Annotated in this window: 27 protein-coding genes; 12 read left to right on the top strand and 15 right to left on the bottom strand. The window is 71.2% G+C overall.

Annotation, left to right across the window (positions count from 1 at the left end; all coding sequences use genetic code 11):
- Positions 1-194: 194 nt before the first annotated feature.
- Positions 195-1,199: a Glu/Leu/Phe/Val dehydrogenase family protein gene (locus L3i22_RS27190; protein WP_221320369.1), complete on the bottom strand. Its 1,005-nt coding sequence runs from the start codon at positions 1,197-1,199 to the stop codon at positions 195-197.
- A 79-nt stretch (positions 1,200-1,278) separates the two neighbouring features.
- On the opposite strand from L3i22_RS27190, the gene L3i22_RS27185 reads away from it, so the two are divergent.
- The 4 genes from L3i22_RS27185 (at position 1,279) to L3i22_RS27170 (ending at position 3,043) form a co-directional block, all read left to right on the top strand.
- Entirely contained in the window at positions 1,279-1,737 is a 459-nt protein-coding gene (locus tag L3i22_RS27185; protein ID WP_255657164.1) for an Lrp/AsnC family transcriptional regulator, read from the top strand.
- Positions 1,738-1,804: 67 nt separating this feature from the next.
- On the top strand, positions 1,805-2,482 hold the full coding sequence (locus L3i22_RS27180; RefSeq protein ID WP_221320367.1) for a hypothetical protein: 678 nt from the start codon (positions 1,805-1,807) through the stop codon (positions 2,480-2,482).
- Positions 2,479-2,808, top strand: coding sequence for a transcriptional regulator (locus L3i22_RS27175; protein WP_221320366.1), 330 nt, complete (start codon positions 2,479-2,481; stop codon positions 2,806-2,808). The genes L3i22_RS27180 and L3i22_RS27175 overlap by 4 nt, the downstream gene beginning before the upstream one ends.
- 40 nt (positions 2,809-2,848) lie before the next feature.
- Positions 2,849-3,043: a hypothetical protein gene (locus L3i22_RS27170; protein ID WP_221320365.1), complete on the top strand. Its 195-nt coding sequence runs from the start codon at positions 2,849-2,851 to the stop codon at positions 3,041-3,043.
- Position 3,044: 1 nt separating this feature from the next.
- Here L3i22_RS27170 and L3i22_RS27165 read toward each other — a convergent pair whose 3' ends face one another.
- Genes L3i22_RS27165 through L3i22_RS27140 form a run of 6 tightly spaced genes read right to left on the bottom strand, consistent with a single transcriptional unit; the run spans position 3,045 to position 6,722 of the window.
- Entirely contained in the window at positions 3,045-3,803 is a 759-nt protein-coding gene (locus tag L3i22_RS27165; protein ID WP_221320364.1) for a hypothetical protein, read from the bottom strand.
- Complete coding sequence (locus tag L3i22_RS27160; RefSeq protein ID WP_221320363.1) at positions 3,800-4,360, bottom strand: RNA polymerase sigma factor; 561 nt, start codon at positions 4,358-4,360, stop codon at positions 3,800-3,802. Before L3i22_RS27160 ends, L3i22_RS27165 begins: the two co-directional genes overlap by 4 nt.
- A 31-nt stretch (positions 4,361-4,391) precedes the next feature.
- The gene (locus tag L3i22_RS27155) at positions 4,392-5,105 is read right to left on the bottom strand and encodes a VOC family protein (RefSeq protein WP_255657163.1); all 714 of its coding nucleotides are present in this window, start codon (positions 5,103-5,105) and stop codon (positions 4,392-4,394) included.
- Between the two features lie 11 nt (positions 5,106-5,116).
- Positions 5,117-5,857: a metallophosphoesterase gene (locus L3i22_RS27150; protein WP_221320361.1), complete on the bottom strand. Its 741-nt coding sequence runs from the start codon at positions 5,855-5,857 to the stop codon at positions 5,117-5,119.
- On the bottom strand, positions 5,842-6,162 hold the full coding sequence (locus L3i22_RS27145) for a hypothetical protein (protein ID WP_221320360.1): 321 nt from the start codon (positions 6,160-6,162) through the stop codon (positions 5,842-5,844). Before L3i22_RS27145 ends, L3i22_RS27150 begins: the two co-directional genes overlap by 16 nt.
- Entirely contained in the window at positions 6,159-6,722 is a 564-nt protein-coding gene (locus L3i22_RS27140) for a hypothetical protein (protein ID WP_221320359.1), read from the bottom strand. Before L3i22_RS27140 ends, L3i22_RS27145 begins: the two co-directional genes overlap by 4 nt.
- 97 nt (positions 6,723-6,819) lie before the next feature.
- On the opposite strand from L3i22_RS27140, the gene L3i22_RS27135 reads away from it, so the two are divergent.
- Both L3i22_RS27135 and L3i22_RS27130 read left to right on the top strand, forming a co-directional pair.
- On the top strand, positions 6,820-7,614 hold the full coding sequence (locus L3i22_RS27135; RefSeq protein ID WP_255657162.1) for an SAM-dependent methyltransferase: 795 nt from the start codon (positions 6,820-6,822) through the stop codon (positions 7,612-7,614).
- Positions 7,611-8,174: a DUF1349 domain-containing protein gene (locus L3i22_RS27130; protein ID WP_221320358.1), complete on the top strand. Its 564-nt coding sequence runs from the start codon at positions 7,611-7,613 to the stop codon at positions 8,172-8,174. The genes L3i22_RS27135 and L3i22_RS27130 overlap by 4 nt, the downstream gene beginning before the upstream one ends.
- On the opposite strand, the gene L3i22_RS27125 is transcribed toward L3i22_RS27130, so the two are convergent.
- Positions 8,134-9,099 carry an aminoglycoside phosphotransferase family protein gene (locus L3i22_RS27125; protein WP_221320357.1) on the bottom strand — a complete coding sequence of 322 codons (966 nt, stop codon included), beginning with the start codon at positions 9,097-9,099 and terminating at the stop codon, positions 8,134-8,136. The genes L3i22_RS27130 and L3i22_RS27125 overlap by 41 nt on opposite strands.
- Before the next feature lie 46 nt (positions 9,100-9,145).
- On the bottom strand, positions 9,146-9,511 hold the full coding sequence (locus L3i22_RS27120; protein WP_221320356.1) for a hypothetical protein: 366 nt from the start codon (positions 9,509-9,511) through the stop codon (positions 9,146-9,148).
- 161 nt (positions 9,512-9,672) lie between these two features.
- On the opposite strand from L3i22_RS27120, the gene L3i22_RS27115 reads away from it, so the two are divergent.
- Together L3i22_RS27115 and L3i22_RS27110 are read left to right on the top strand one after the other, a co-directional pair.
- Positions 9,673-10,257: a bifunctional 2-polyprenyl-6-hydroxyphenol methylase/3-demethylubiquinol 3-O-methyltransferase UbiG gene (locus tag L3i22_RS27115; protein WP_221320355.1), complete on the top strand. Its 585-nt coding sequence runs from the start codon at positions 9,673-9,675 to the stop codon at positions 10,255-10,257.
- A gap of 56 nt (positions 10,258-10,313) precedes the next feature.
- Positions 10,314-11,192, top strand: coding sequence for an aminoglycoside phosphotransferase family protein (locus tag L3i22_RS27110; protein ID WP_221320354.1), 879 nt, complete (start codon positions 10,314-10,316; stop codon positions 11,190-11,192).
- On the opposite strand, the gene L3i22_RS27105 is transcribed toward L3i22_RS27110, so the two are convergent.
- Genes L3i22_RS27105 through L3i22_RS27095 form a run of 3 tightly spaced genes read right to left on the bottom strand, consistent with a single transcriptional unit; the run spans position 11,149 to position 13,408 of the window.
- Positions 11,149-11,646 carry a GNAT family N-acetyltransferase gene (locus tag L3i22_RS27105; RefSeq protein ID WP_221320353.1) on the bottom strand — a complete coding sequence of 166 codons (498 nt, stop codon included), beginning with the start codon at positions 11,644-11,646 and terminating at the stop codon, positions 11,149-11,151. The genes L3i22_RS27110 and L3i22_RS27105 overlap by 44 nt on opposite strands.
- A 35-nt stretch (positions 11,647-11,681) precedes the next feature.
- Positions 11,682-12,401: a dienelactone hydrolase family protein gene (locus L3i22_RS27100; protein ID WP_221320352.1), complete on the bottom strand. Its 720-nt coding sequence runs from the start codon at positions 12,399-12,401 to the stop codon at positions 11,682-11,684.
- 38 nt (positions 12,402-12,439) lie between these two features.
- Positions 12,440-13,408, bottom strand: coding sequence for a tyrosine-type recombinase/integrase (locus tag L3i22_RS27095; protein WP_221320351.1), 969 nt, complete (start codon positions 13,406-13,408; stop codon positions 12,440-12,442).
- A gap of 849 nt (positions 13,409-14,257) precedes the next feature.
- On the opposite strand from L3i22_RS27095, the gene L3i22_RS27090 reads away from it, so the two are divergent.
- The 3 genes from L3i22_RS27090 (at position 14,258) to L3i22_RS27080 (ending at position 16,322) form a co-directional block, all read left to right on the top strand.
- Positions 14,258-14,854: an exonuclease gene (locus L3i22_RS27090; RefSeq protein ID WP_221320350.1), complete on the top strand. Its 597-nt coding sequence runs from the start codon at positions 14,258-14,260 to the stop codon at positions 14,852-14,854.
- 155 nt (positions 14,855-15,009) lie between these two features.
- Entirely contained in the window at positions 15,010-15,741 is a 732-nt protein-coding gene (locus L3i22_RS27085; RefSeq protein ID WP_221320349.1) for a hypothetical protein, read from the top strand.
- Complete coding sequence (locus L3i22_RS27080) at positions 15,738-16,322, top strand: class I SAM-dependent methyltransferase (protein ID WP_221320348.1); 585 nt, start codon at positions 15,738-15,740, stop codon at positions 16,320-16,322. The genes L3i22_RS27085 and L3i22_RS27080 overlap by 4 nt, the downstream gene beginning before the upstream one ends.
- Before the next feature lie 14 nt (positions 16,323-16,336).
- Here the strand turns inward: L3i22_RS27080 and L3i22_RS27075 are convergent, their stop codons facing one another.
- From L3i22_RS27075 to L3i22_RS27065, 3 genes are all read right to left on the bottom strand, one after another.
- Positions 16,337-17,215: a hypothetical protein gene (locus L3i22_RS27075; RefSeq protein ID WP_221320347.1), complete on the bottom strand. Its 879-nt coding sequence runs from the start codon at positions 17,213-17,215 to the stop codon at positions 16,337-16,339.
- Between the two features lie 130 nt (positions 17,216-17,345).
- Positions 17,346-18,182: an undecaprenyl-diphosphate phosphatase gene (locus L3i22_RS27070; protein ID WP_221320346.1), complete on the bottom strand. Its 837-nt coding sequence runs from the start codon at positions 18,180-18,182 to the stop codon at positions 17,346-17,348.
- A gap of 89 nt (positions 18,183-18,271) precedes the next feature.
- Positions 18,272-19,870, bottom strand: coding sequence for an ABC-F family ATP-binding cassette domain-containing protein (locus L3i22_RS27065; protein ID WP_221320345.1), 1,599 nt, complete (start codon positions 19,868-19,870; stop codon positions 18,272-18,274).
- A gap of 345 nt (positions 19,871-20,215) precedes the next feature.
- Here L3i22_RS27065 and L3i22_RS27060 point away from each other — a divergent pair, with 345 nt between their 5' ends.
- Positions 20,216-21,349 (top strand): PLP-dependent aminotransferase family protein, encoded by a 1,134-nt coding sequence (locus tag L3i22_RS27060; protein WP_221320344.1) that lies wholly within the window; start codon positions 20,216-20,218, stop codon positions 21,347-21,349.
- Positions 21,350-21,355: the final 6 nt, after the last annotated feature.

The following is a 21,355-nucleotide window of genomic DNA, read 5'->3' as shown; positions in this document are numbered from 1 at the left end:
TCGCCCTCCCCAGGCACGTACCGGTTTTCCTGCCTTCGACAATCGGAACGGCGCAGCCGGCGTTGAGGAAACCGGCCCCCACCAGATCGGAGGACCCCCGATCCACCGAAAAAACCCATCATTTGGGGGTACGTCGCCGGCCCCGCGCCCGTCGTCACCCGGCCCGGCGCCGGCGAACCGGGCGGGGATCGGTTTCAGTCAGGCCGGGCGATGAGCCGGTCGACGACGGCCGCCGGGGTGAGGCCGCCGGCGGCGGCGGTGCGCAGGATCGCGGCCAGCGTCGCGCCGATGCCGTGCAGGCGGGCGTCGACCTGGGCCGGGGTCTCGTGCAGCAGCTCGACGGCGGTCGCGTGGATCAGGCCGCCGGCGCTGACCACCACGTCCGGCGCCCAGAGAATGCCCCGCTCGTGCAGCAGGCCGGCGGTGGCCGGGGCGTCGAGCTGGTTGTTGGCCGGGCCGGCGATCGCGGCGCAGCGCAGGCCGGCGACCGTGTGCGGGGTGAGCAGGCCGCCGAGCGCGGCCGGGACCAGCACGTCCACGTCGGCGCTCAGCGCGTCTTGCGGGCTGACCCAGGTCGCGCCGTGGGCGGCGGCCAGGGCGCGGCGGTCCTCGACGTCGGCGGCGAGCAGCTGGGCTTTCTCGGTCGCGAGCAGGCGCAGCAGGTGCCCGCCGACGCGGCCCAGGCCGAGGATCGCGACGCGGCGCCCGGCCAGGTCCGCCGACCCGAACCGGTGCTCGCAGACCGCCCGCAGCGCCGCGAGGACCCCGGTCGCGGTGTGCCCCGACGAGTCGCCGCTGCCGCCGGCGGACGCCGGGCGGCAGAAGACGTGCGTGGTGCGTTCGGCGATCACCGCCATGTCGTCCGGGCCGGTGCCGACGTCCGGGCCGGTCGCGTACCGGCCGTCCAGCACCGCGATCGTGTCGCCGACGTCGAGCAGCAGCGCCCGGCGGTCGACGGTGTGCCCGGGCGGGACGGCGACCACGGTCTTGCCGCCGCCCAGCGGCAGGCCGGCGATCGCGCATTTGCCGGTCATCGCCGCGGACAGCCGCAGCGCGTCGGCGACGCCGTCGCGCCACTGCGGGTAGTGCGTGACGCGGCAGCCGCCGGCCGCCGGGCCGCGGGCGGTCGAGTGCACCGCGACGGTGATCGGCAGCCCGGATCGGCGGCCGCGCTGGGTGAGAACAAGTTCGTGCTCCATGCCGGGGAAGGTAGTCATCCGCGCGGCCGATGATCTCGGGATCCGAACGAGGTTCGGAGAACGGGGGATAATTCCGGTCGTGGACGAACTTGATTCGGCGATCGTGGCCCACCTGCAGGCGGATGCGCGGCAGACGAACCGGGAACTGGCCCGCACGGTCGGGATCGCGCCATCGACGTGCCTGGAACGGGTGCGGTCGTTGCGCGAGCGTGGGGTGATCACCGGGTTCCACGCCGAGGTGGACCTCGGCGCGCTGCACCGCGGTGTGCAGGCGCTGCTGCACGTCCAGATCCGGCCGCTGTCGCGGACGGTGATCGAGAGCTTCAAGGCGTACGCCATGGGGTTGCCCGAGGTTTTGTCGGTTTTCGTGGTTGCCGGTGGGGACGACTTCCTGGTCCATGTCGCGGTGCCGAGCGTGGACGGGCTGCACGGGTTCCTGATGGACAAGTTCAGCGGGCGGCGCGAGATCGTCGGTTTCCGCAGCTCAGTGATCTACGAGCACTCCCGCAAACCGGTCATCGAAGCCCTGGACCCGTGACCCGCTCTCTGGACCCGCCGGAAAATTGGCACTGGCGCCAATCGGTTTGTAATGGAAACCTATTGGCATGACTACTGATGCGGTGGATCCGCGCAGGCTGCTCTCCGACGTCGACGCCCTGACCCGCCGGGTCCGGGTCGACCAGCGCGTCACCTGGGTCGCGCTGGCGACCCTGGCCGCGGTCACGTTCGCCGCCATCCCGATCGACTGGTTCGGGATGCGGGTGCACTGCTTCGGCGACGGCTCCTGCCAGTTCAACCGGCTGGGCACGATGTTCTTCTGGCCGCCCGCGCTGCTGCTGTCGTACACGGTGATCGCCGTCGCCTACCTGCGGATCGCCCGCTCGCGCGGCGTCGAGACCCGGGTGCTGCCGTACGCGATCACCGGCGCCGCCCTGACCGTCGTGTTCACCGCCGCGTGGATCGCGGCGAGAATCTACCTGGCCGGGCACCCGGTGCCGGCCAACCCGCAGCCGACCGCCGAGTGGATCATGTTCCTGGACCGGCTGGTCGCCCCGGCCGGCACGATCGGTATCGCGCTGCTGGTCCTGGCCCGCCTCGAACGCAACCTGGCCCTGCTCGGCTTCACCGTCGCCTACCTGGCCGTCGTGCTGATCCCGGTGACGTTCGGCTGGCAGATGCACACCAGCGTCCAGGCCGAGTTCCTGCCCCCGCAGGCGATCAGCGGCCTGGTCCTGCTGCTCGGCGCGGCCGGCTTCGGCCTGGCACAGCGCAGGCAGCGATGACCACCGGGACGACCGGGCCGGCGCACCCGGTCACCGGCCTCGACGACGTCGTGCACCAGCGGGTACGCCTGGGCATCCTGGCGATCACGCACGAGGCCCGCCGGGTCGAGTTCGGCTACCTGCGCACCCAGCTGACCCTGACCGCCGGGAACCTGTCGCAGCACCTGGCGGTGCTCGAGACCGCCGGCCTGATCGCCGTCGAGAAAGGCTACGAGGGCAAACGCGGCCGCACCTGGATCACCCTGACCCCGGCCGGCAGCGTCGCGCTCGCCGAGGAGATCGGCCGCCTCAAGCAGCTCATCGCCAGAGTGGAGACCACCGGATGACACCGCCCGGACCGTCGACCACCTCACCGGGCCGCGACCCGTGCCGGGGCTCGCCCCGCACGGCCGGCTCGGCGGGCTGCGCCTGCGGGCCACCGACCTGGACTGGGCGGCCGGGGCCGGGCCGCTGGTCGCCGGCCCGGCCGAAGCGCTCGCCATGGCACTCACCGGCCGGGCCGTGGCCTGCGCCGATCTGCACGGCCCCGGCGTGACCCTGCTGCAGGGCGGCGAAGGCTGAATCAGGGTGCGGCCGGCGCGACGTCGGTCAGGATCGTGCCGTCGCGCAGGGTCAGGTCGTAGGTGAGGAACAACCGCGGGCCGTGCGCGGCGTCGCGGTCGAACGACGGGCCCGGCCACCACGCCACGTACCGGCCGCCGGTCACCGTGGCCTGGACGGTGCGCGAGCGGGCGTGGATGGTCACCCCGGTGACCTCGGCGCCGACGACCCCCTCGGTGATCGACGCGCCGCGGAAGTCGGCGAGCGCGCCGTCGCGGTAGCCGCGCGCCGGGGCCGTCCCGGACGAGCCGCTGGCCGCGCCGGCCACCACGTCGTCGACGTCGGCGCTGCCCGGCACGTTGTGCGCCAGGCACGCCCCGGCCAGGTCCGCGTCGCGGTAGAGCAGGACGGCGTACTCGCCGCGGCGTTCGGCCAGGGTGAGCGTGGCCCGGTCCCGGTCGGACCGGCCCCAGCCCAGCTCGTCCAGGCACGCGGGCCCGACCAGGGCGATCTCCGCGGCGCTGAGCCCGGTGGGCACCGAGGTCCACGACCCGTAGGCCGGGCTGTCCCCGGCCCCGCCGGGCCAGACGACCAGCGCGGCGGCGAGCACGGTCGCGGCCGCCGCCGCGACCGGCACCAGGCGGCGCCGGCGCACCGGCCGCGGCTGCTCCGGGGCGGTGGCGACGATCCGTTCCAGGACGGTGCCGGCGTGCCGGCGCTGCTCGGCGGTGAACGGCTCGGCGGCGTCCAGGGTGCGCAGGGTGGTTTCCGGATCGGTCACGACGGGTTCTCCACAGCGGTGAGGCCGAGCGCGGCCAGCGCGTCGTCGGCGTGGTCGAGGTGGCGGCGCAACGCCCGCCGGGCCCGCAGCAGCCGCAACCGGTACGACGCCGCGCTGATCCCCAGCACGGTCGCCGCCCGCGCCGAACTCAGCTGGTCGAAGACGGTCAGGGCCAGGGTCTCCTGCTCCCGGGCGGACAACCGGCCCCAGGCCGCGGCCAGGTCGAGCCGCTGCGCGGTTGCGTCCTCCTCGGACGCCGCGATCCCGGCCGGCGTGCCGACCACGGCGATCCGGACCGCCAGAGCGTCCTGCCGGCCCAGACCGCGACGGGTGTTGAGCAGGCAGTTGCGGGTGATCCCGAACAGCCAGGCCCGCAGGTCGGCGGCCCCGGGCGGCGCCTGGTCCAGACGCCGCCAGGCGACCAGGAACGCGTCCGCGGCGACATCCTCGGCATGGCTGGGATGCACCCGCCGCTGAGCGAACCGCAGCACGTGCGGGTACGTGTCGGCATACAACGACCGGAAGCGCTGCTCCCGGTCCGGTCTCGAGGTCCTCACGCCCGGTACCTGTCCGGCACCCCGCCCGCTGTTACACCGGCGGCCGGGCCGTCACGCAGTAGGCGCGCCCGGCCGGATCGCGCAGCGTCGTCCAGTCCCCGGGCACCCGGTGGACCACCGTGGCGCCCAGCACCTCGTGCCGGGCCACCTCGGCGTCCACGTCGTCGCAGGCCAGATCGACGTGCACGCCGGCCGGCCCGGCATCCAGGCGCTGCAGCAGCAGCCGCACCGGCACCGATCCGGGCGAGAGCAGCCGCCGGAACTCCGGGCAGTGCGGCATCGGGTCGTACGCCCACCCGGTCACCGCCCGCCAGAACGCGGTCTCGGCGTCGTAGCCGGCCGCCGGAATGTCCAGGCACAGCTGATCGGCGAGACTGGCCTGCCCGCCCGGCCAGCACCGCGCGGGCGGCGCGGACCGCTCACCGGCCCACCCGACCAGGCAGAACACCACCCCGCCCGGCGAACGCAGCACCACCAGGTCGTCGTCGCGGCGCACCTCGGCCGCACCGAGCGCCTCGGCCTCGGCCGCGGCCGTGAACGGGTCGTCGACGTGCAGGTCGAGATGCCCGCGCGCCGGGGGATCCCCGACCACCTGCACCCGCAGCGTCGCATCCCCGGCCGCAGGCAGCAGCGTGGCGAAAGCGCCGTCGCCGCGGCGCGCCGACAGCGTCGTGCCGGTCACCGCCAGCCAGAACCGCTCGGCCGCGGGCGCGTGCCCGGCCGGGGTGTCGAGGAAACCGGTCACCCAGCGGATCATCATCGGTTGCGGCCCGTCCGCAGCGCCCCGGCCACGTCCGCCCGGCCGAACCCCTCGGCCAGCGCGGCCGCCTCGTCCCACGGGTAGTCGACGGCCCGGAACGACACCTCCCACTGCCCGGACGCGTCGTCGACGATCGCGTACCGGGCGTGCGGGCTGCCGGCGGCCATCTCGTGCGGGTACGGCTCGTCGTCGGTGTACGCCGGCCAGCCCACACTGCCCGGGTTCACGATCAGCGGCCCGCCCGGCAGGCGCATCGACCCGTGCAGGTGGGTGTGCCCGCACAGCAGCAGGGCCAGGTCACCGGTGTCGCCGAGGCGCGAGCGGACCTCGTCGGGCGTCGCCTCCCGCGCCCCGGCCGGCGTCACCGTGTGCAACAGGTACTGCAGGTCGTCGGTCGGCGTGCCGTGAAACGCGAGCACCCCCGGCGCCGGGGACAGGGTCATCGGCAGCGACGCCAGCCAGGCGAGGTGCTCGGGACGCAGCACGGCGGTGGTGACCCGGTCCGCCATGCCCTTACGGTCCGCCGGGAACGTCAGGACCTGCCGCTCGTGGTTCCCGGCGACGGTCGGCAGATCGAGCCCGATCAGCCGGTCCGCGGTCTGCGCCGGCTGCACGTACCCCGACAGCAGGTCACCGAGGTTCACCGTCAGGTCGACACGGTCACCGGCGATCGCCGCCAGCACCGCGTCCAGAGCCGGCAGATTGCCGTGCACATCGGAGATCACCGCGATTCGCATGCGCTCACCCTACGGCGACCGGAAACCCGTTCTGGTACGCCAGCCGCGCGTCCGCCCCGGCCGCTGTCGTGGGTCGCCGCGCCGAACAGCACCGCCGCACGATCAAAACCCAATTGGGGGTACGAGCCGGCCAGCCACCCGGTCAGCCGCCACGCCACGTCGTGCACGGCCCGCAGATGCGCCCCCAGCCGCGGCGGCGCCTGCAGCCCGACCAGAAGATCAGCCGCCGGCGGCGGCAACAACCGCAGATCCGGTACGGCCGGACCACCGATCGCCCGCGCGAGCAGCCCCGGCGCCACCGTCACGTGCCCCCCTCGGCCGCCAGCCGGGTCAACCGGCGGGCGAACTCACGGTAGGCGACCGCCTCCGCATCCTGCCGGCCGGCCAGCTGCGCCACCCGGTCACCGGCCAGCGCCTGGGCCCGCCGCCGATCCCCGTCCGCCAGCGCCGCCGCCGGCAGCAGATAGTCCCGGACGTCGTCGGACGCCAGGCTCGCCAGCTCCCGGGCCAGATCCGGCCAGCGCGCCCACCGGTCGATGAACGGCTGCCCCCGCACCACCACCGCCTCGGCCAGATCCTCCGCGATCGGCGTCAGGTCGGCGCCGGCCGGGAACTCCCACCGCCCGCCCACACTCAACCGCACACAGGCGACCGGCTCGTCCCAGCCCGCCGCCGCGACCAGGATCTTCTCCACCGCCGGGTGGCGTACCCCGACCACCGGCTCCGCGACGACCAGTGTCCGCGTCCCGGTCAGGCCCAGGTCCAGCCAGCCGAACTCCGGCTGCAGCAGGAACCCGCGCCGGCGCCGGGTGAAACCGCAACACGCCAGCGCCCGCGCGCAGGCGTCCGTGACCCGTTTCCGCACCGCACATTCATAGCATCCACAAAGGAACCCCGGCGGCATCTGTGCGCTAGCTTCGTCACGGACAGTTTCGCCGACATCGATACGGGGAGAACGACACGTGGGCGACGACGCACCCGCCGGCCTGGACACCTCCACGGTCCACCCGGCCCGCCGCTACAACTACTGGCTCGGCGGAAAGGACCACTTCGCCGCCGACCGCGAGTCCGGCGACCAGATCGAGCAGGCCCACCCGACGATCCGCCTGGCCGCCCGGGAGAACCGCGCCTTCCTGCAACGCGCCGTACGGCACCTGGCCGCCGACGCCGGCATCGACCAGTTCCTCGACATCGGCACCGGCCTGCCCACCGCCGACAACACCCACGAGGTCGCCCAGCGCGCCAACCCGGCCGCCCGGGTCGTCTACGTCGACAACGACCCGATGGTGATGGCCCACGCCCGCGCCCTGCTCTCCAGCAGCGACCAGGGCCGCACCTGCTACATCGAGGAGGACCTGCGCGAACCCGGCACCATCCTGGCCCACCCGCAGCTGCGCGACACCCTGGACCTGAGCCGCCCGGTCGGCCTGACCCTGGTCGCCGTCCTGCACTTCATCGAAGGCCAGGACCGGGCCCGCGCCATCGTCGCCGAACTGCTGTCGGCACTGGCCCCGGGCAGCTACCTGACGCTCTCGCACGGCACCGTCGACTTCGCCACCGAGCAGGAGAAGGCGTACGCCCGCCAGGTCCCCGGCGTCCACCTGCGCTCACGGGACCAGATCGCCGCATTCTTCACCGGCCTGGACCTGATCGAACCGGGCATCGTGCCGGTCGCCCACTGGCGCCCCGGCATCCCCGCCGACCAGCTCCCGACCCCGCACGACATCGCCATCTACGGCGCCGTCGGCCGCCGATGAGCATGACCTGGCTCAACGAGCCCACCGACTGGTCGCTGACCGACGGCACCCTGACCGCCGTCACCGGCGAGCGGACCGACTTCTGGCGCGCGACGTTCTACGGCTGGACCACCGACAACGGGCACTTCTTCCACCAGCCGGTGACCGGCGACTTCACCGCCGAGGCGATCGTATCCGCCGACCACACCACCCGCTTCGACCAGGCCGGCCTGATGGTCCGCGCCGGCCAGAGCACCTGGCTCAAGTCCGGCCTGGAGGTCACCTCCGGCACCGTCCAGGTCAGCACCGTGCTCACCCGCGACTTCTCGGACGTCTCGATGACCCCGGTCGACGGCTTCGACGGCGAGCTCGCCATGCGCGTCACCCGCTTCGGGCAGGCGGTGACCGTGCACGTGCGCGCCGCCGACCGGCCCTGGCAGCTGCTGCGCCTGGGCCACCTCGACCTGCCCGCGACCGTCGACGTCGGCCTGATGTGCTGCTCCCCGGAACGCGCCGGCCTGCGCGCGACGTTCCGCGACTTCACGGTCGGGCCGCCGATCTCCCGCGACCACCTCGAATGACCGGCTGGTCCGCCGCGAAATCGGCCAGCAGCTCGCCGATGAACGCGGCCGTCCCGCGCACCGCCGCCGGGTTCCGGGCCCGGTAGTACGGCAGGGCGATCATCGCCAGCGACAACGTCCAGCCCCGCGCCCGCACCCAGGCGTGCTCGTCGACCCGCAGCGCGTCCCGGAACGCCCGCCGGGACGCGCCGTCGAACAGATACCAGGCGGCCAGCAGATCCCCGGCCGGATCGGCGACCCGCGCCGTGCCGAAGTCGATCACCGCGGACAGCCGGCCGCCGGCGACGAGCACGTTGCCGGGCATCAGGTCCCCGTGGATCCAGCACGGCGGCCCCGCCCACGCCCCGACCGCCAGCGACGCCTCCCACGCGGCCAGCACCAGCCCGGTGTCGAACTCGTCGCGGACCTGCTCCAGGGCCGCCCGGAACAGGCCGTCGCGCGGCAACAGGGCAGTGCCCCGGGCGAACGGGTCGTCCGGCGGTGCCGGCGCCCCCGTCGTGTCGGCCACCTGCAGGCAGCCGATGAACCCGGCCAGCTCGCGGGCCGCCGCACACGGGTCGTCCAGCAGCTCGGGCCGGAACGCGGTGCCGTCCAGCCAGCGGTAGACGCCCCAGGTGAACGGGAACTCACCGGTCGGCTCGCCGAGCGCCAGCGGCTGCGGCACCGCCAGCGGCAGCACCGGCGCCAGGCGGGGCAGCCACCGCAGATCCTTCTCGACCTGACCCTGCGTGCCGGGCGTGCGCGGAAGCCGGACCGAAAGATCGTCTCCGACCCGGAACGTCACGTTGTCGGTGCCGGACTCGCCCACCACCCGCACCGGCCGGCCCGCCCACCGCGGAAACTGCTGCTCCAGCAGGCGCGCCACCAGCGCCGCGTCGATGTCGACCTCGTCGTCGTGCAGCTTCGCCACCCCGGTATCCGGCACGCCCGGCAGCCTGCCCCAGCCCGCCACGACCCGTCCACCCGGTTTCCTACCCGATCAACTCCACCACCACCGCGACGTCCGCCGCGGCGAGCTGTTGCCGCAGCACCTCCATCTCCGCCTCGGTCCCGGTCACCCCCTGCCGCAGTACGGCGTCAAGCCCACGCACCGCCACACCCCGCCGCCGCAACACGCGCATCACCGCCACCCGATCCACACCCGGAAACCGCACCCCGAACGTCCCACCGTGCGCCAGCAGCGCCACCCGCAGACCCGCCGGCAGCTCGTCCCACCCGCACTCCAGCACCTCACCGTCCGGGCACGCATGCCGCACCTCCCACGACAAACGCCCGCCGACCACCGCCTCGGACACCGTCGCCGACCCACAGTGGTACGCCACCACAGCACCGCTCACCGCGAAAGCATGAACGATAAGCTCGTCGCCGTCCCGGGGGAGGGCATCGCCTTGGACCGTTGGACAGGGGAGCGGCGCTCCGGCCGTACCCAAATCGGCTTTTAAGGTTTTGAGCTTCAAAGCCGGGAATTACCGACCAAAGCCTCAACGAGGGGGAGACGATGACCGATTTTGACGAGCGGTACCGCACCGGCGACACGCCCTGGGAGATCGGCCGCCCGCAACCGGCCCTGACCGCCCTGCTCGAACACGGCGTGCGCGGCCCCAAAGTCCTCGACCTCGGCTGCGGCACCGGCGACCTGGCCTGCACCCTCGCCCGCCGCGGCTACCACGTGACCGGAATCGACATCTCACCCACCGCCATCGACCTGGCCCGCAAGAAAGCCGCCGGCCTCACCGCCCGCTTCGACGTGCAGGACGCCACCAAACTCAACCTGCCCAACGCGCCGTTCGACACCATCTTCGACTCCGGCCTGCTGCACAACCTGCACCGCGACGGCGGCCTCGACGACTACCTCGCCCAGCTGCCCGGCCTCGCCGAAGCCGGCACCATGCTCTACGTGCTCGCCGTCTCCGCCGACGCCGGCGACGGCTGGACCATCACCCGCGACATCCTCACCGCCTGCTTCCCGGAACCCGTCTGGACCGACACCGTCATCAAGGACGTCCAGGTCACCGCCGAGATCAACGACGAGAACGTGATCATGCCCGGCTACCTGCTCCGCACCGCCCGCGCCTGGAACTAGGTTGAGACTTCGGCGAGCAAAACCCGGCAAATGCTGAACAAAGCCTCAAACCAGCGATGATCGACCGGCCCCGGCTCACCGACGCGCCCACCCACGTCCAAGACGCCGTCACCACCCTGCTCGGCAGCCCCATCCGCACCGAACAACCCGCCACCGCCGGCTACACCCCCGCCATCGCCTCGATCATCACCGGCGACCGGGGACAACGCCTGTTCGTCAAAGCCGCACCCAGCGACGACATCCACGCCGGAACACTCCTGGCCGCCGCAGTGGGGGAGCTGTCACCCCGACTCCTCGGACACACCACCACCGGCACCTGGCACATCGCCGCCTACGAAGTCATCGACGGCGACACCGTCACCCGATGGACCACCGACGACATCCCACCCCTGCTCGACATCCTGAACCGCATGCACCAGACCCTGGACCCCAGCCCGATCACCGGCACCACCCCCTACGCCGAAGCATTCCGCCCCATGCTCGGCGCCTGGCACACCCCACAACACCCACTACCCGTCCCCATCGACATCCCCGTACTCGCCGCCCTCGAAAGCCACTGGACCGAAGCCCTCGCCGACGACACCGCCCTGCACCACGGCGACCTACGCCGCGACAACACCATCCGACAACCCGACGGACACCTGCGCATCGTCGACTGGACCCACCTCTGGACCGCCCCCGGCTGGATGGACCTGATCCGACTCGCCCCCGACGTCGCCGCCTGCGGACACGACCCCGAAGACCTGCTCCGCCGCTCCCCATGGCACGACGCACCCCACCACCACGTCAACACCGCCCTCGCCGGACTCGCCGGCCGCGCCTGGCGCGACGGACACCAACCCGGCCCACCCACCCTGCGCCACATGCAACGCGAACACGGCCACCACCTGCTCAGCTGGCTGGCCCGCCGGCTAGATCACCCGGGATCACACTGAACACCCCCAGATCACCCCGGCCCGAACGCGTCCACGACGCATTCCGCAACACCCCCTCGAACCGGAACCCCGCCGCCTCCGCCACCCGCCGCGACGCCACATTCCGCATATCCGACTGCAACGTGATCCGCGCAAACCCCAGATCACGCACCGCCCACCACACCACCGCCCGCGCCGCCTCCGCCGCGAAACCGTTCCCGCGCGCCCACACCGCCGTCCAATAGTGAATCTCCGCCGTCATCGACGACCAATCCGCCCCGAACAACGCCACATGACACGCCAACCGGCCACCCGACACCCCGGCAAACCCCTCACCGCGCGCACACCAATCCACCGCACGATCCAGACCCGCCCCCGCATACCGGAAACCCACCGGCGCGAACCGCAGAAACTCCCGCTCATTCCACACCGCATGCACCCCCGCGGCATCACCCACCTCGAACGGCCGCAACACCAACCGCTCCGACCGCAACGTGACCCGCGGAAACATCAGCGCCCGCGAAAGAACGAAACCGCCTCGGCGAACGCCAGATCCGTCAACACCGGATCATGCCGCGCCCCGACATCCCGCATGAACGCATGCTCCCCACCCTGAAAGACATGCAACTCCACATCCTCCAGACCCGCCGCATACAACGCCCCGATCGTCGACAGGCGCGCGTCGGCCGGCACATGCGGATCCCGCGACCCGAACACCACCATCAACCGCCCCCGGATCTCCGCCGCCCGCGACAACGAATCCGCCACATCCGCACCCAGACCACCATTGTGCAAACCCGTCGGATAGAAACACACCGTCGCCGACACCCGCGCGTCCAACGCCGCCCGAAACGCCAGATGCCCACCGATACAGAACCCCGTCACCAGCAACGACGACACATCAGAACGGCCCTCCAGATAATCCAGAACCGCCACCCGATCCGCATCGAACCCCGCCGTCGACGTCGCCGCCGCACCCGCCAGCCCCCGCGCCTTACCCGCGTCGTCGAACTCCAGCGCCACCCCGGCCAGCTCACCATGCGGATAGATCTCCGGAACACACACCAGGAAACCCTCCGACGCCAACCTGCGCGCCGACCGCAAACTCGACTCGGTCAGCTGAAAAATATCCGTGTACAACAACACCCCGGGAAACGGCCCACCCACCACGGGGGAGAGGACCACCGCACGAATCCCACCGACCGAAACCTCATCCTCACGCAACTTCATGAAGATCAACCTAACGGACAAACTTCCGCCGTACGGCGTCAGGCAAGCTCACGCAGAATCCTGTTCGTCCGATTCGACTGAATGGCCGCACGCTGCTGCTCCGCCGTCACCTCGATGTAGTTCTGCGACGTCGCCAGCGACGCATGCCCCAGCAACCGCATGATCTCCGACGCATTCGCACCGTCCTCCGCCAACCGCGTCGCAAACGTATGCCGCAACGCATGCAACTGCGCACCCCGCGGCACCCGATCACCGATCCCCGCCCGCCGGAAACACGACCGCGCCAAATACTGCAGACCACCCCGCTGCAACGGCGCCCCATGCCGATCCACCAGCAACGGATCCGACTTTCCCACCCGCCCGAACCGCACCCGCAAACTGCCCACATACCGCTCCACCGCGGCATCCAACCCATTGTCGATCGGCACCGTCCGCGGCCGCCCACCCTTACCGGCCACCTCCACCCGGCGCTCACCCACCCGCCCGGACACCGACCCCACCCGCAACCCCAGCAACTCCGACAACCGCAAACCCGCACACAACGCCAGCGCCACCACCATCACATCGCGCTCCGGCCACGGATCCCGCTGCCGCTCATCAGCACGCGACACCACCCGCAACAACTCCTCCGGCGTGTCCTCACCCCGCAACGGCTTGGGGGAGTGCGCCACCATCCGCGGCTTGTCCACCGCCGACATCGGATTGCCCGCCACCACCCCCTCGGTCACCAGGAACGTGAAGAACGCATTCCACGACGACCAGGCCCGGGCCACGGAAGCGGGGGCGCGGTCCGCGGCGAACCGCGCGAACGCGGCCCGCAGCACGCGAGGGGAGAGGTCGGCCGGGCTGGCCGGCGCGGGCACGGCCTGCTGCAACACCAAGGTCAAATCCCGTTGGTACGCGGCGAGCGTGTGGGCGGAGGGCTTGCGCGTGGCCCGTGCGGCGAGGAACTCGTCAACCAGCTCGGCGAGAGGGGAGAGTGGCTCAACGGCTGATTCGTGCTGCATAAGAGATATTATGCATGATATATCCGCATTCGTGGCTAGATGGACCTTACCATGTGAAACGGGATCCCGAGCGGCTTTCACCCCGAACCCGCGCCGGCTCCCTGCGCCCGCCGGGCCGTCCGCCCGTGGGGAAGTGGCCCTCAGGCAAGGTCTTTACCGGCTGATCGTGTGAGCCCGGCGACCCAAGTTGCTGCGGAACCGCGCGTGGCGCAACTCGAACGCCTGTGCGGCGAACCGGATGCGCGCACGTTCTGACGGTCGAGTTGCGCCACGCGCGGGCTGGACAAGAGGGTGGGCCCGGAGCCTTGGGAGACCACCGAGAAGAGCAGCGGTGCCAGTGGCGACCGGATGAGGGGAGAAATGCCCGCTTCCGGGCGACCCCTCTCCACGGTCTAGTTGACATAATGCACATTATCGGCCTGATATTTTAGGCGCTGGAAGGGGCCTATTGCAGGCCACCCGGCGCAGGCGTGGTTCGCGGTGATTGTCAGTGGCAACGAGGCTCGGACAGACGGCGCAGCTCCAGCGGGCGCGGCCGCGTGGTTGTGAACCTCTCGGCTGTCGTGTCGCCGGACCGGAGTCGCTCCCGAATCCATGATCGAGTTCCCGCGTCGCCGGTTTCGGGCCTTGACCGGTTCCCGGCCCTTTTAGAGATGATCAAGCTCGGGCGCTGCTGGACGACTATCCCGGCTGGATGCCGCCTCTCCCCTGGTCCGGCCGTCTGAGTGTCAGTATTTCCGCAGCTCAGAGGCTATGTAGACATCCGCTTGTCCCCCGGCCGGGGGCAATGTGGGCCGCGCCGGCGTGACACGATATCGGTGATCTTGATGGTGACGGGGAGGTCGTGCGATGCAGGACGAATGGGTGTATGTCGTGACGGACATCGAGGTCGACGGGCCCTGGCCGGGCGCGAACTCGATGCGTTCGTTCGCGTCGGTGGCGGTGAACGCGCGGGGCGAGGAGCTGGGCGTGTTCGAGGCGGTCCTGGAGCAGTTGCCGGGCGCGGCGCCGAATCCGGACACGTACGCGTGGTTCCAGACGCAGCCGGAGGCGTGGGCGGCGGCGGTCACCGATCCGCGGCCGGTGGCCGAGGTTATGGACGGGTTCGTGGCGTTCGTGCGGGCGTTGCCGGGTCCGCGGACGTTCGCGGCGTCGCCGATCGCGTTCGACGGCGGGTGGATGGACTACTACCTGCGGCGCTTCACGCGGTACGGGTTGGTGCAGGGGCCGTACGAGAAGGATGTCTTGTTCGATGGTTTTGGTTTGTGTCTGCGGAGTTATGCGGCGGCGGTGACCGGGCGGCCGGTGGCGGAGGTGTCGCCGGATCAGTTGCCGGCGGAGTGGTTCGGGGATGTGCCGCACACGCATCGGGCGATCGACGACGCGCGGGGGTACGCGAATCTGCTGGGTGAGTTGTTCCGGCGGTCCGCGGGCCGGTCGTCGTGACGCCTTGCGGGTGGATCGGGCGCTGGGCGGGTAGGGCATGATGCGGGTTCGATTGCTCGATCTTGATCTTGTGCGTGCGGCGGGGCGCGCGGTTGTTGTCGGTGGGTGCTGGTAGAACTAAGGCCCTCTCATACAGGCGTACGAAGGTGGGGACAATGGCCGCGGCGGGCGTGGAGGCCCGTGGGTTGACCACGGAGGAGTTGGACGGGATCCGGGACGCTCTGGCGGCCGGGCGGAAACCGAAGGTGCAGTTCACCGATTCGGCGGGGCAGATCGCGGGGCAGATCGGGCAGGTGGTGGGGTTGGAGGATCCCGCGGTGTCCGAGGAGTGGGTCGTGGTGAAGTTCGGCCGCGACGAGTTGCCCTTCTCCCCCGGTGATCTGCGGATCGCGCCGCGGGGTGTGCCGGTGAAGAAGGTGGCGGCGCCGGTTGTCGAGCCGGAGCCGGTGTTGTCGGGGCCGGAGTTTCTGATCGACAAGCCGATCGAGAGGCCGAAGCCGGCGCCGGTGCAGCGGAAGAGTGAGGATGACGTGGAGAAAGATGTTCAGGAAGTGACGCCGGCGCCGGCTCCGCGCAAGGCGGTGCGTCCGGTGAAGCCGAAGCCGGGTCCGTCGTTGACGGTCACGCTGGCCTATGCCGAGGGTGAGTGGACGGTGGGGGCGAATCAGGGTGCGAAGCCCCTGGCGAAGCCGTATGTGATCCGGCCGGCCGAGGCGCTGAAGATGGTTCAGCTGATCGACGTGCCGGGGGTGCAGGAGGCGGTGGAGCAGATCCTGTCCGGTGAGCGGGCCGAGGCGGAGCAGCAGGCGCAGCGGTTGCGGGCGGAGCTGGCCGAGATCGAGGCGCGGCTGGCGGAGTTGGGCGAGGCGGGTTCGCAGGCGTCGTGATCGATGGTCAGTTCGCGGCTCCTCGGGGTGTGCTGGGCCGGGTGGTGGGGTGGGTGATGGCCCGCGCCAACGCCCGGCTGACCCGGCGGGTGGTGGGTGCGCTGGTGTTGTCGGGGTCGGAGACGGTCGTGGAGATCGGGCCGGGTCCGGGGGTGGGTCTGGTGCTGCTGGCGGGCCGGTTGCCGCGGGGCCGGGTGTTCGGGGTGGAGCCGTCGGCGGTGATGCGTGCGCAGGCGGCTGGGCGGGTTCGTGGTGGGCGGGTGACGTTGCTGGATGCGACGGCGGCGAGTTTGTCGTTGCCGGCGGGCAGTGTGGACGCGGTCTGTGCGGTGAACAATGTGCAGTTGTGGCGTCCGTTGCCGGGGTCGCTGGCCCGGGTGTTCGAGGTGTTGCGGCCGGGTGGGGTGCTGGCGGTCGGGGTGACCGAGCGGGCGGTGCTGCCGGAGGGTGGCGGTGTCGGCCGGGGGTTTGACCAGGTGCTGCTCCCCCGGTTGGTGGCGGCCGGGTTCGAGGTGGTGTCGGCGGTGTGGGAGCCGGGCGGCAACGGCCAGGAGCTGCTGATCGTGGCGCGGCGTCCCTAGGCGCTGAGCGCGGGTCAGCGCCAGAGTGTCAGGTCGACGACGACCGCGTATTTCTGGCGGCCGGTCATCCGGAGGTGGCCGACGCGGTCGGCTTTGGTGATGAAGCAGTAGGCGTCGCCTTTGGTGGGCGGGCGCCGGTTGTTGTCCGGGCTCAGGCCGGTCGTGGTCACGGCCGTCCGGCAGGCGTCCGGGTCTTCGGGTGGTTTCGTGGATTCCCAGGGCGCGAGCTGGACGGTCTTGCTGAAGGCCACGTCAGAGCCGTCGAACTCGAGATCGATCTTTGTGTCGTCGTCGGTTCCGGTGGGGTATCTCGCGATGTCGGGGCCGTCGAGGTCGAACCCGTATTGGTGCGGCAGCGTCAGCGAGGTTGACGTCGGCCGTGCCTGCGGGCCGGAAGGGCTGGGAGCCTTGCTCGTGGCGGCTGGGGCCTTGCTTGCGGCGGCGGTCGGGCCGGGGATTGTGGTGGTGGGGATCGCGCTGCTGGTGGTGGTGGACCAGGGGTGTTGGTAGCCGAAGAAGGCGGCCGCGACGGCGAGCATCAGGACGGTCGCGATGACCTTGCCGCGTGACTTGGCCGGCCAGCCTTCGTCGGGTGTCCAGAGGCGGAACAGGGCGATGCCGGCGGCGATCATGGCCAGGGCGCCTGACCCGCGCCAGAGGAGTGACCAGGCGGTGGAGTCCGCGCTGAGGATGCCCAGGAGGTCGGCGAGTTTTCCGGCGGCCCCGGCTGCGGCGGTGACCGTCAGTGTCGAGGAGATGATGCGGCGGCGGCCGGCATCTCGTGGGAGGTGGACCCGTCGGGATATGCGGTGCACGGGCCGGCGGGTCGGCGCGGCGCGCTGCTGCTGGGTGCGGGCGGGGCGTACGTCCTTTTGCTGGTCGGATCGGGGCATCGACGCCATCCACAGTCAGGCGGATTCGGATCGCCGGGACGTTAGCAGACATCGTTGGTGATCACTCAGGGTGGTCGGGGACGAAAAAGCGCTCGCCCCGATGGGCGAGCGCTTTTGGGTGGTGCCGGCGTTACTGGGCGCTGATCGTGCCGGTGGCGAGCAGGAGCATGAGCAGGGAGCCGAGGGCGAGCCGGTAGAAGATGAAGACGCTGTAGGAGTGCTTGGCGACGAACTTGAGCAGCCAGGTGACGGCGAAGTAGGCGACGACGAAGCTGACGGCGGTGGCGACGATGGTGTTGGTCCAGCCGACGCCGTTGGAGATGTTGTCGTACTCCTCGTAGCCCTGCAGCAGGGAGGCGCCGGTGAGGGCGGGCACGGAGAGGAAGAACGAGAGTTTGGTGACGGTGACCCGGTCGAGGTCGCGCAGCAGGCCGGCGCTCATGGTGGAGCCGGAGCGGCTGATGCCGGGGATCACGGCGAGGCACTGGACGACGCCGATGACGAGGGCGTCTTTCCAGGTGACGTCGTCTTCGTGGCGGACCTGGGTGGCGGCGTGGTCGGCGAAGGCCATCACGCCGGACCAGAGGATCAGGGCGCCGGCGACGAACCAGAGGCTGCGCAGGGTCGTCTCGATGGCGTCCTTGAAGGTGAGGCCGGCGATGACGATCGGGATCGAGCCGAGGATGACGGCGATCGCGAAGCGGAAGTCGGGGTGGTCGCGGGATTCTTTGCTGGCGAGTCCGCGGAAGAAGGCGGGGACGATCCGGGTGATGTCCTTCATCAGGAACAGGATCGTGGCGAGGACCGCGCCGGACTGGATGATCACGGTGAAGGCGGTGATGTCCGGGTCGTCGAGGCGGTATCCGAGAACTTTCTCCAGGATGGTCAGGTGACCGGTGCTCGACACCGGGAGGAACTCGGTGACGCCCTCCACTGCGCCCATCAAGATTGCTTCGAAGATATTCAAGCCCTGATCCCGCCCTGTTTGTCACGTGTGTGGCCGGTCCAGAGCATAGGGGGACGAGTCAGGCGGACCGACGGCGGGCGGGGGCGGTGTCAGTTCTGCTGGACGGTGCCGTCGGCGACGTGCCAGTGGCGGTGGTGGCCGACGGCGTCGGCGAAGTACCGGTCGTGGGAGACGATCAGCAGGGTGCCGCGGTAGCGGCGCAGGGCCTCTTCGATGACGTCGAGGGCGTCGAAGTCGAGGAAGTTGGTCGGCTCGTCGAGCAGCAGGATCCGGGAGGGGCTGTTGACCAGGACGGCGAGCAGCAGGCGGCGCAGCTCCCCCGCGGACAGGTCGCGCAGGCGGGCGGTCCACTGTTCGGGGTCGAACTGGTGGCCGGCGAGCAGTTTCTCGGCGTCGTCGATGTAGACCGGGACTTCGGATCGGAAGTAGTCCATGACGGTGGTGTCGGTGCGCAGGTGGTCGGTGGTCTGTGGGAGGACGGCGACTTCCGGGTGGGCGTGGGCGATGGCGCGCAGCAGGGTGGTCTTGCCGGAGCCGTTGCGGCCGGTGATCAGGATGCGGTCGGCGCGGGTGACGTCGAGGTCGACGTGGTCGAGCAGGACGCGGTCGCCGTAGGCCTGGTGCAGGTCGCGGATCTTGAGGACGATCTCGCCCGGGTCGCCGGCGTCGTCGGGGAAGGCGAGGGTCAGTGGCGGGCGGCGGCGGGGCTCGGCGATCCACCGTACCGAGGCCATCTGCCGGCGCAGCCGGCGTTCCCGGACCTTGGCCTTGCGGGCGACGAGGCGGGCGACGCGGCGCAGGTGGGGGGCTTGGGCGCTGGAGCGGTCGGCGTTCTCGACGCCGCGGGCGAAGCCCATGGTCCGGGCGATGTCGGCTTCCCAGCGGATCCGGTCCTTCTCCTGGGCCTCGTAGTCGAGCAGCAGGCGTTCCCAGCGGCGTTGTTTCTCGGCGCGGAACGCGGTGTAGCCGCCGCCGGGGTAGTCCTGGGGTTGTTCGTCGATGCCGTCGAGTTCGATGATCCGGGTGGCGTTGGCGTCGAGGAACGCGCGGTCGTGGCTGACGGTGAGCACGCCGCCGGGGAAGTTCTGCAGCCAGTCGCGCAGCCAGGTGGCGCCGTCGGCGTCGAGGTGGTTGGTGGGTTCGTCGAGCAGCAGCAGGTCGGGGCCGGTCAGCAGGGCGCGGGCGAGCATCAGGCGGGCCTGTTCGCCGCCGGAGATCGAGGAGAGCGGCAGGTCGTCGTCGAGGTGGTCGATGTCGAGGCGCTGGCGGATCTCGGTCAGCCGGGTCTCGGCGGTCCAGCCTTCCAGGGCTGTCCAGCGTTCCTGGACCTGGGCGTATTCGTCGAGGACGTCGTCGCCGGCGGCCATCCGGGTCTCGAGCGCGCGCATTGACGCGGTGACTTCCGCAAGCTCGCCGAGGCCCGAGGTGAGGAACGCGGCGACGGTGCCGCTGGGGTCGGGGACTTCCTGGGAGACGTACGCGGTGGTGGTGCCGGGCGCGAGCGTGACCGTGCCGTGGGTGGGTGGCAGGTCGCCGGCGAGCACGCGCAGCAGGGTGGTCTTGCCGGCGCCGTTGGGGCCGACGACGCCGATCCGGTCGCCGTCCTGCAGGACCAGGTCGAAGCCGGAGAACAGCAGGTCGCCGTCGTGGGCGCGGGCGATGCCGGTGGCTTTGAGGTGAGCGGGCACGGTTTGCCTCCAGAGAACAAAGATCAACACCAGCTTGGGGTACGGGGTGTTGGCTGCTCTCACATGGGGGTGTTCGTGCTCCTGGCTCTCGGGTTCGCCGCCCACTCTGCCCCGTGGATCGGCGGACGGCAACCTGAATTGCCCGTACCGGGAAGCCTGGGTGTTGATTGTCGGGTTTTGGCTTGGTGGGCGAACCAATCCGGGGACCAATCCTGTCCGGAGTCGGCGTTAGGCTCGGGTGGAGCGCCTTGACCAGGCCACTTTCGTTTCGCCGCGCACGTCGATGGCACGACCGTCCGTGATCCGTGGGCACGTCTCGTCCCCCGTACCGGAAATGGGTTTGTCATGCGCCTGGCCGATGTCGCCTCCTCCCCCGTCCGTGACCTGCTCGCCCTGATCGACCGTCCGGAAGTGATCTCGTTCGCCGGTGGGCTGCCCGCGCCCGAGCTGTTCGACGTCGACGGCTGGCGGGCGGCGTTCCAGGCCGCGTTGAGCGGGCCGGCGGCGCGGCGGCACCTGCAGTACGCGCCGACCGAGGGTGATCCGCGGTTACGGGAGTGTCTGGCGGCCCGGACCAGTGGGCGTGGCCTGCCGACGCGGGCCGCGGACGTGCTGGTGACGACCGGGTCGCAGCAGGGGTTGACGCTGGTCGCGGCGGCGCTGCTGGAGCCGGGCGCGACCGTGGTGGTCGACGAGCCGACGTATCTGGCCGCGCTGCAGTGCTTCGGGATGGCCGGGGCGCGGATCGTGTCGTCGCCCACCGATCCGGAGGCGCTCGCCGAGGTGTTCGCGCGGGAGCGGCCGGCGCTGTTGTACCTGGTGCCGACGTTCGCGAACCCGACCGGGCGGACTCTGGACCGGGCGCGGCGGGCGGCGATCGCGGAGCTGGCCGAACGGTTCGGGGTGTGGGTGGTGGAGGACGATCCGTACGGGGAGTTGCGGTATCGCGGGGATCATCTGGCGCCGCTGGCGTCGTACTCGAATCGGGTTGTCTATCTCGGCAGTTTGTCGAAGATCGGGGCGCCGGGGCTGCGGCTCGGCTGGGTGCGGACCCCGCCGGAGCTGCGCGCGGCGCTGGTGGTGGCGAAGCAGGCGGCCGACCTGCACACGTCCACGATCGATCAGGCGGCCGCGGCGCACTACCTGTCGGTGACCGACCTGGACGCGCACGTGCGGGGCCTGTGTGGCGCGTACCGGGCGCGGCGGGACACGATGCTGGGGTTGCTGCCGCAGGTCATGCCGGGTGGGACGGGGTGGAGTGACCCGGACGGCGGGATGTTCGTGTGGGTGCGGCTGCCCGGGGCGGTGGACACCGCGGAGTTGCTGGCGGTGGCGTTGCGTGCGGATGTGGCGTTCGTGCCGGGGGCGCCGTTCTTCGCGGGTGAGCCGGATCGGGCGACGCTGCGGTTGTCGTTCACCTCGTGCACGCCGGAGCAGATCACCGAGGGGATGCGGCGGATCGGGCGGGCGGTGCTCTAGGCCTTT

This window comes from Actinoplanes sp. L3-i22, from assembly GCF_019704555.1.
Classification (GTDB): domain Bacteria; phylum Actinomycetota; class Actinomycetes; order Mycobacteriales; family Micromonosporaceae; genus Actinoplanes.
This window is presented reverse-complemented; position numbering and strand designations above follow the sequence as displayed.

Bases quoted from the DNA above. Each gene is read 5' to 3' on its own strand.
- L3i22_RS27130 (WP_221320358.1), top strand. From the start codon at position 7,611: ATGAGCATGACCTGGCTCAACGAGCCCACCGACTGGTCGCTGACCGAC.
- L3i22_RS27075 (WP_221320347.1), bottom strand. From the start codon at position 17,215: ATGCCCCGATCCGACCAGCAAAAGGACGTACGCCCCGCCCGCACCCAG.
- L3i22_RS27095 (WP_221320351.1), bottom strand. From the start codon at position 13,408: ATGCAGCACGAATCAGCCGTTGAGCCACTCTCCCCTCTCGCCGAGCTG.
- L3i22_RS27175 (WP_221320366.1), top strand. From the start codon at position 2,479: ATGACCACCGGGACGACCGGGCCGGCGCACCCGGTCACCGGCCTCGAC.
- L3i22_RS27115 (WP_221320355.1), top strand. From the start codon at position 9,673: ATGACCGATTTTGACGAGCGGTACCGCACCGGCGACACGCCCTGGGAG.
- L3i22_RS27100 (WP_221320352.1), bottom strand. From the start codon at position 12,401: ATGAAGTTGCGTGAGGATGAGGTTTCGGTCGGTGGGATTCGTGCGGTG.
- L3i22_RS27110 (WP_221320354.1), top strand. From the start codon at position 10,314: ATGATCGACCGGCCCCGGCTCACCGACGCGCCCACCCACGTCCAAGAC.
- L3i22_RS27060 (WP_221320344.1), top strand. From the start codon at position 20,216: ATGCGCCTGGCCGATGTCGCCTCCTCCCCCGTCCGTGACCTGCTCGCC.
- L3i22_RS27150 (WP_221320361.1), bottom strand. From the start codon at position 5,857: ATGCGAATCGCGGTGATCTCCGATGTGCACGGCAATCTGCCGGCTCTG.
- L3i22_RS27180 (WP_221320367.1), top strand. From the start codon at position 1,805: ATGACTACTGATGCGGTGGATCCGCGCAGGCTGCTCTCCGACGTCGAC.
- L3i22_RS27190 (WP_221320369.1), bottom strand. From the start codon at position 1,199: ATGGAGCACGAACTTGTTCTCACCCAGCGCGGCCGCCGATCCGGGCTG.
- L3i22_RS27090 (WP_221320350.1), top strand. From the start codon at position 14,258: ATGCAGGACGAATGGGTGTATGTCGTGACGGACATCGAGGTCGACGGG.
- L3i22_RS27085 (WP_221320349.1), top strand. From the start codon at position 15,010: ATGGCCGCGGCGGGCGTGGAGGCCCGTGGGTTGACCACGGAGGAGTTG.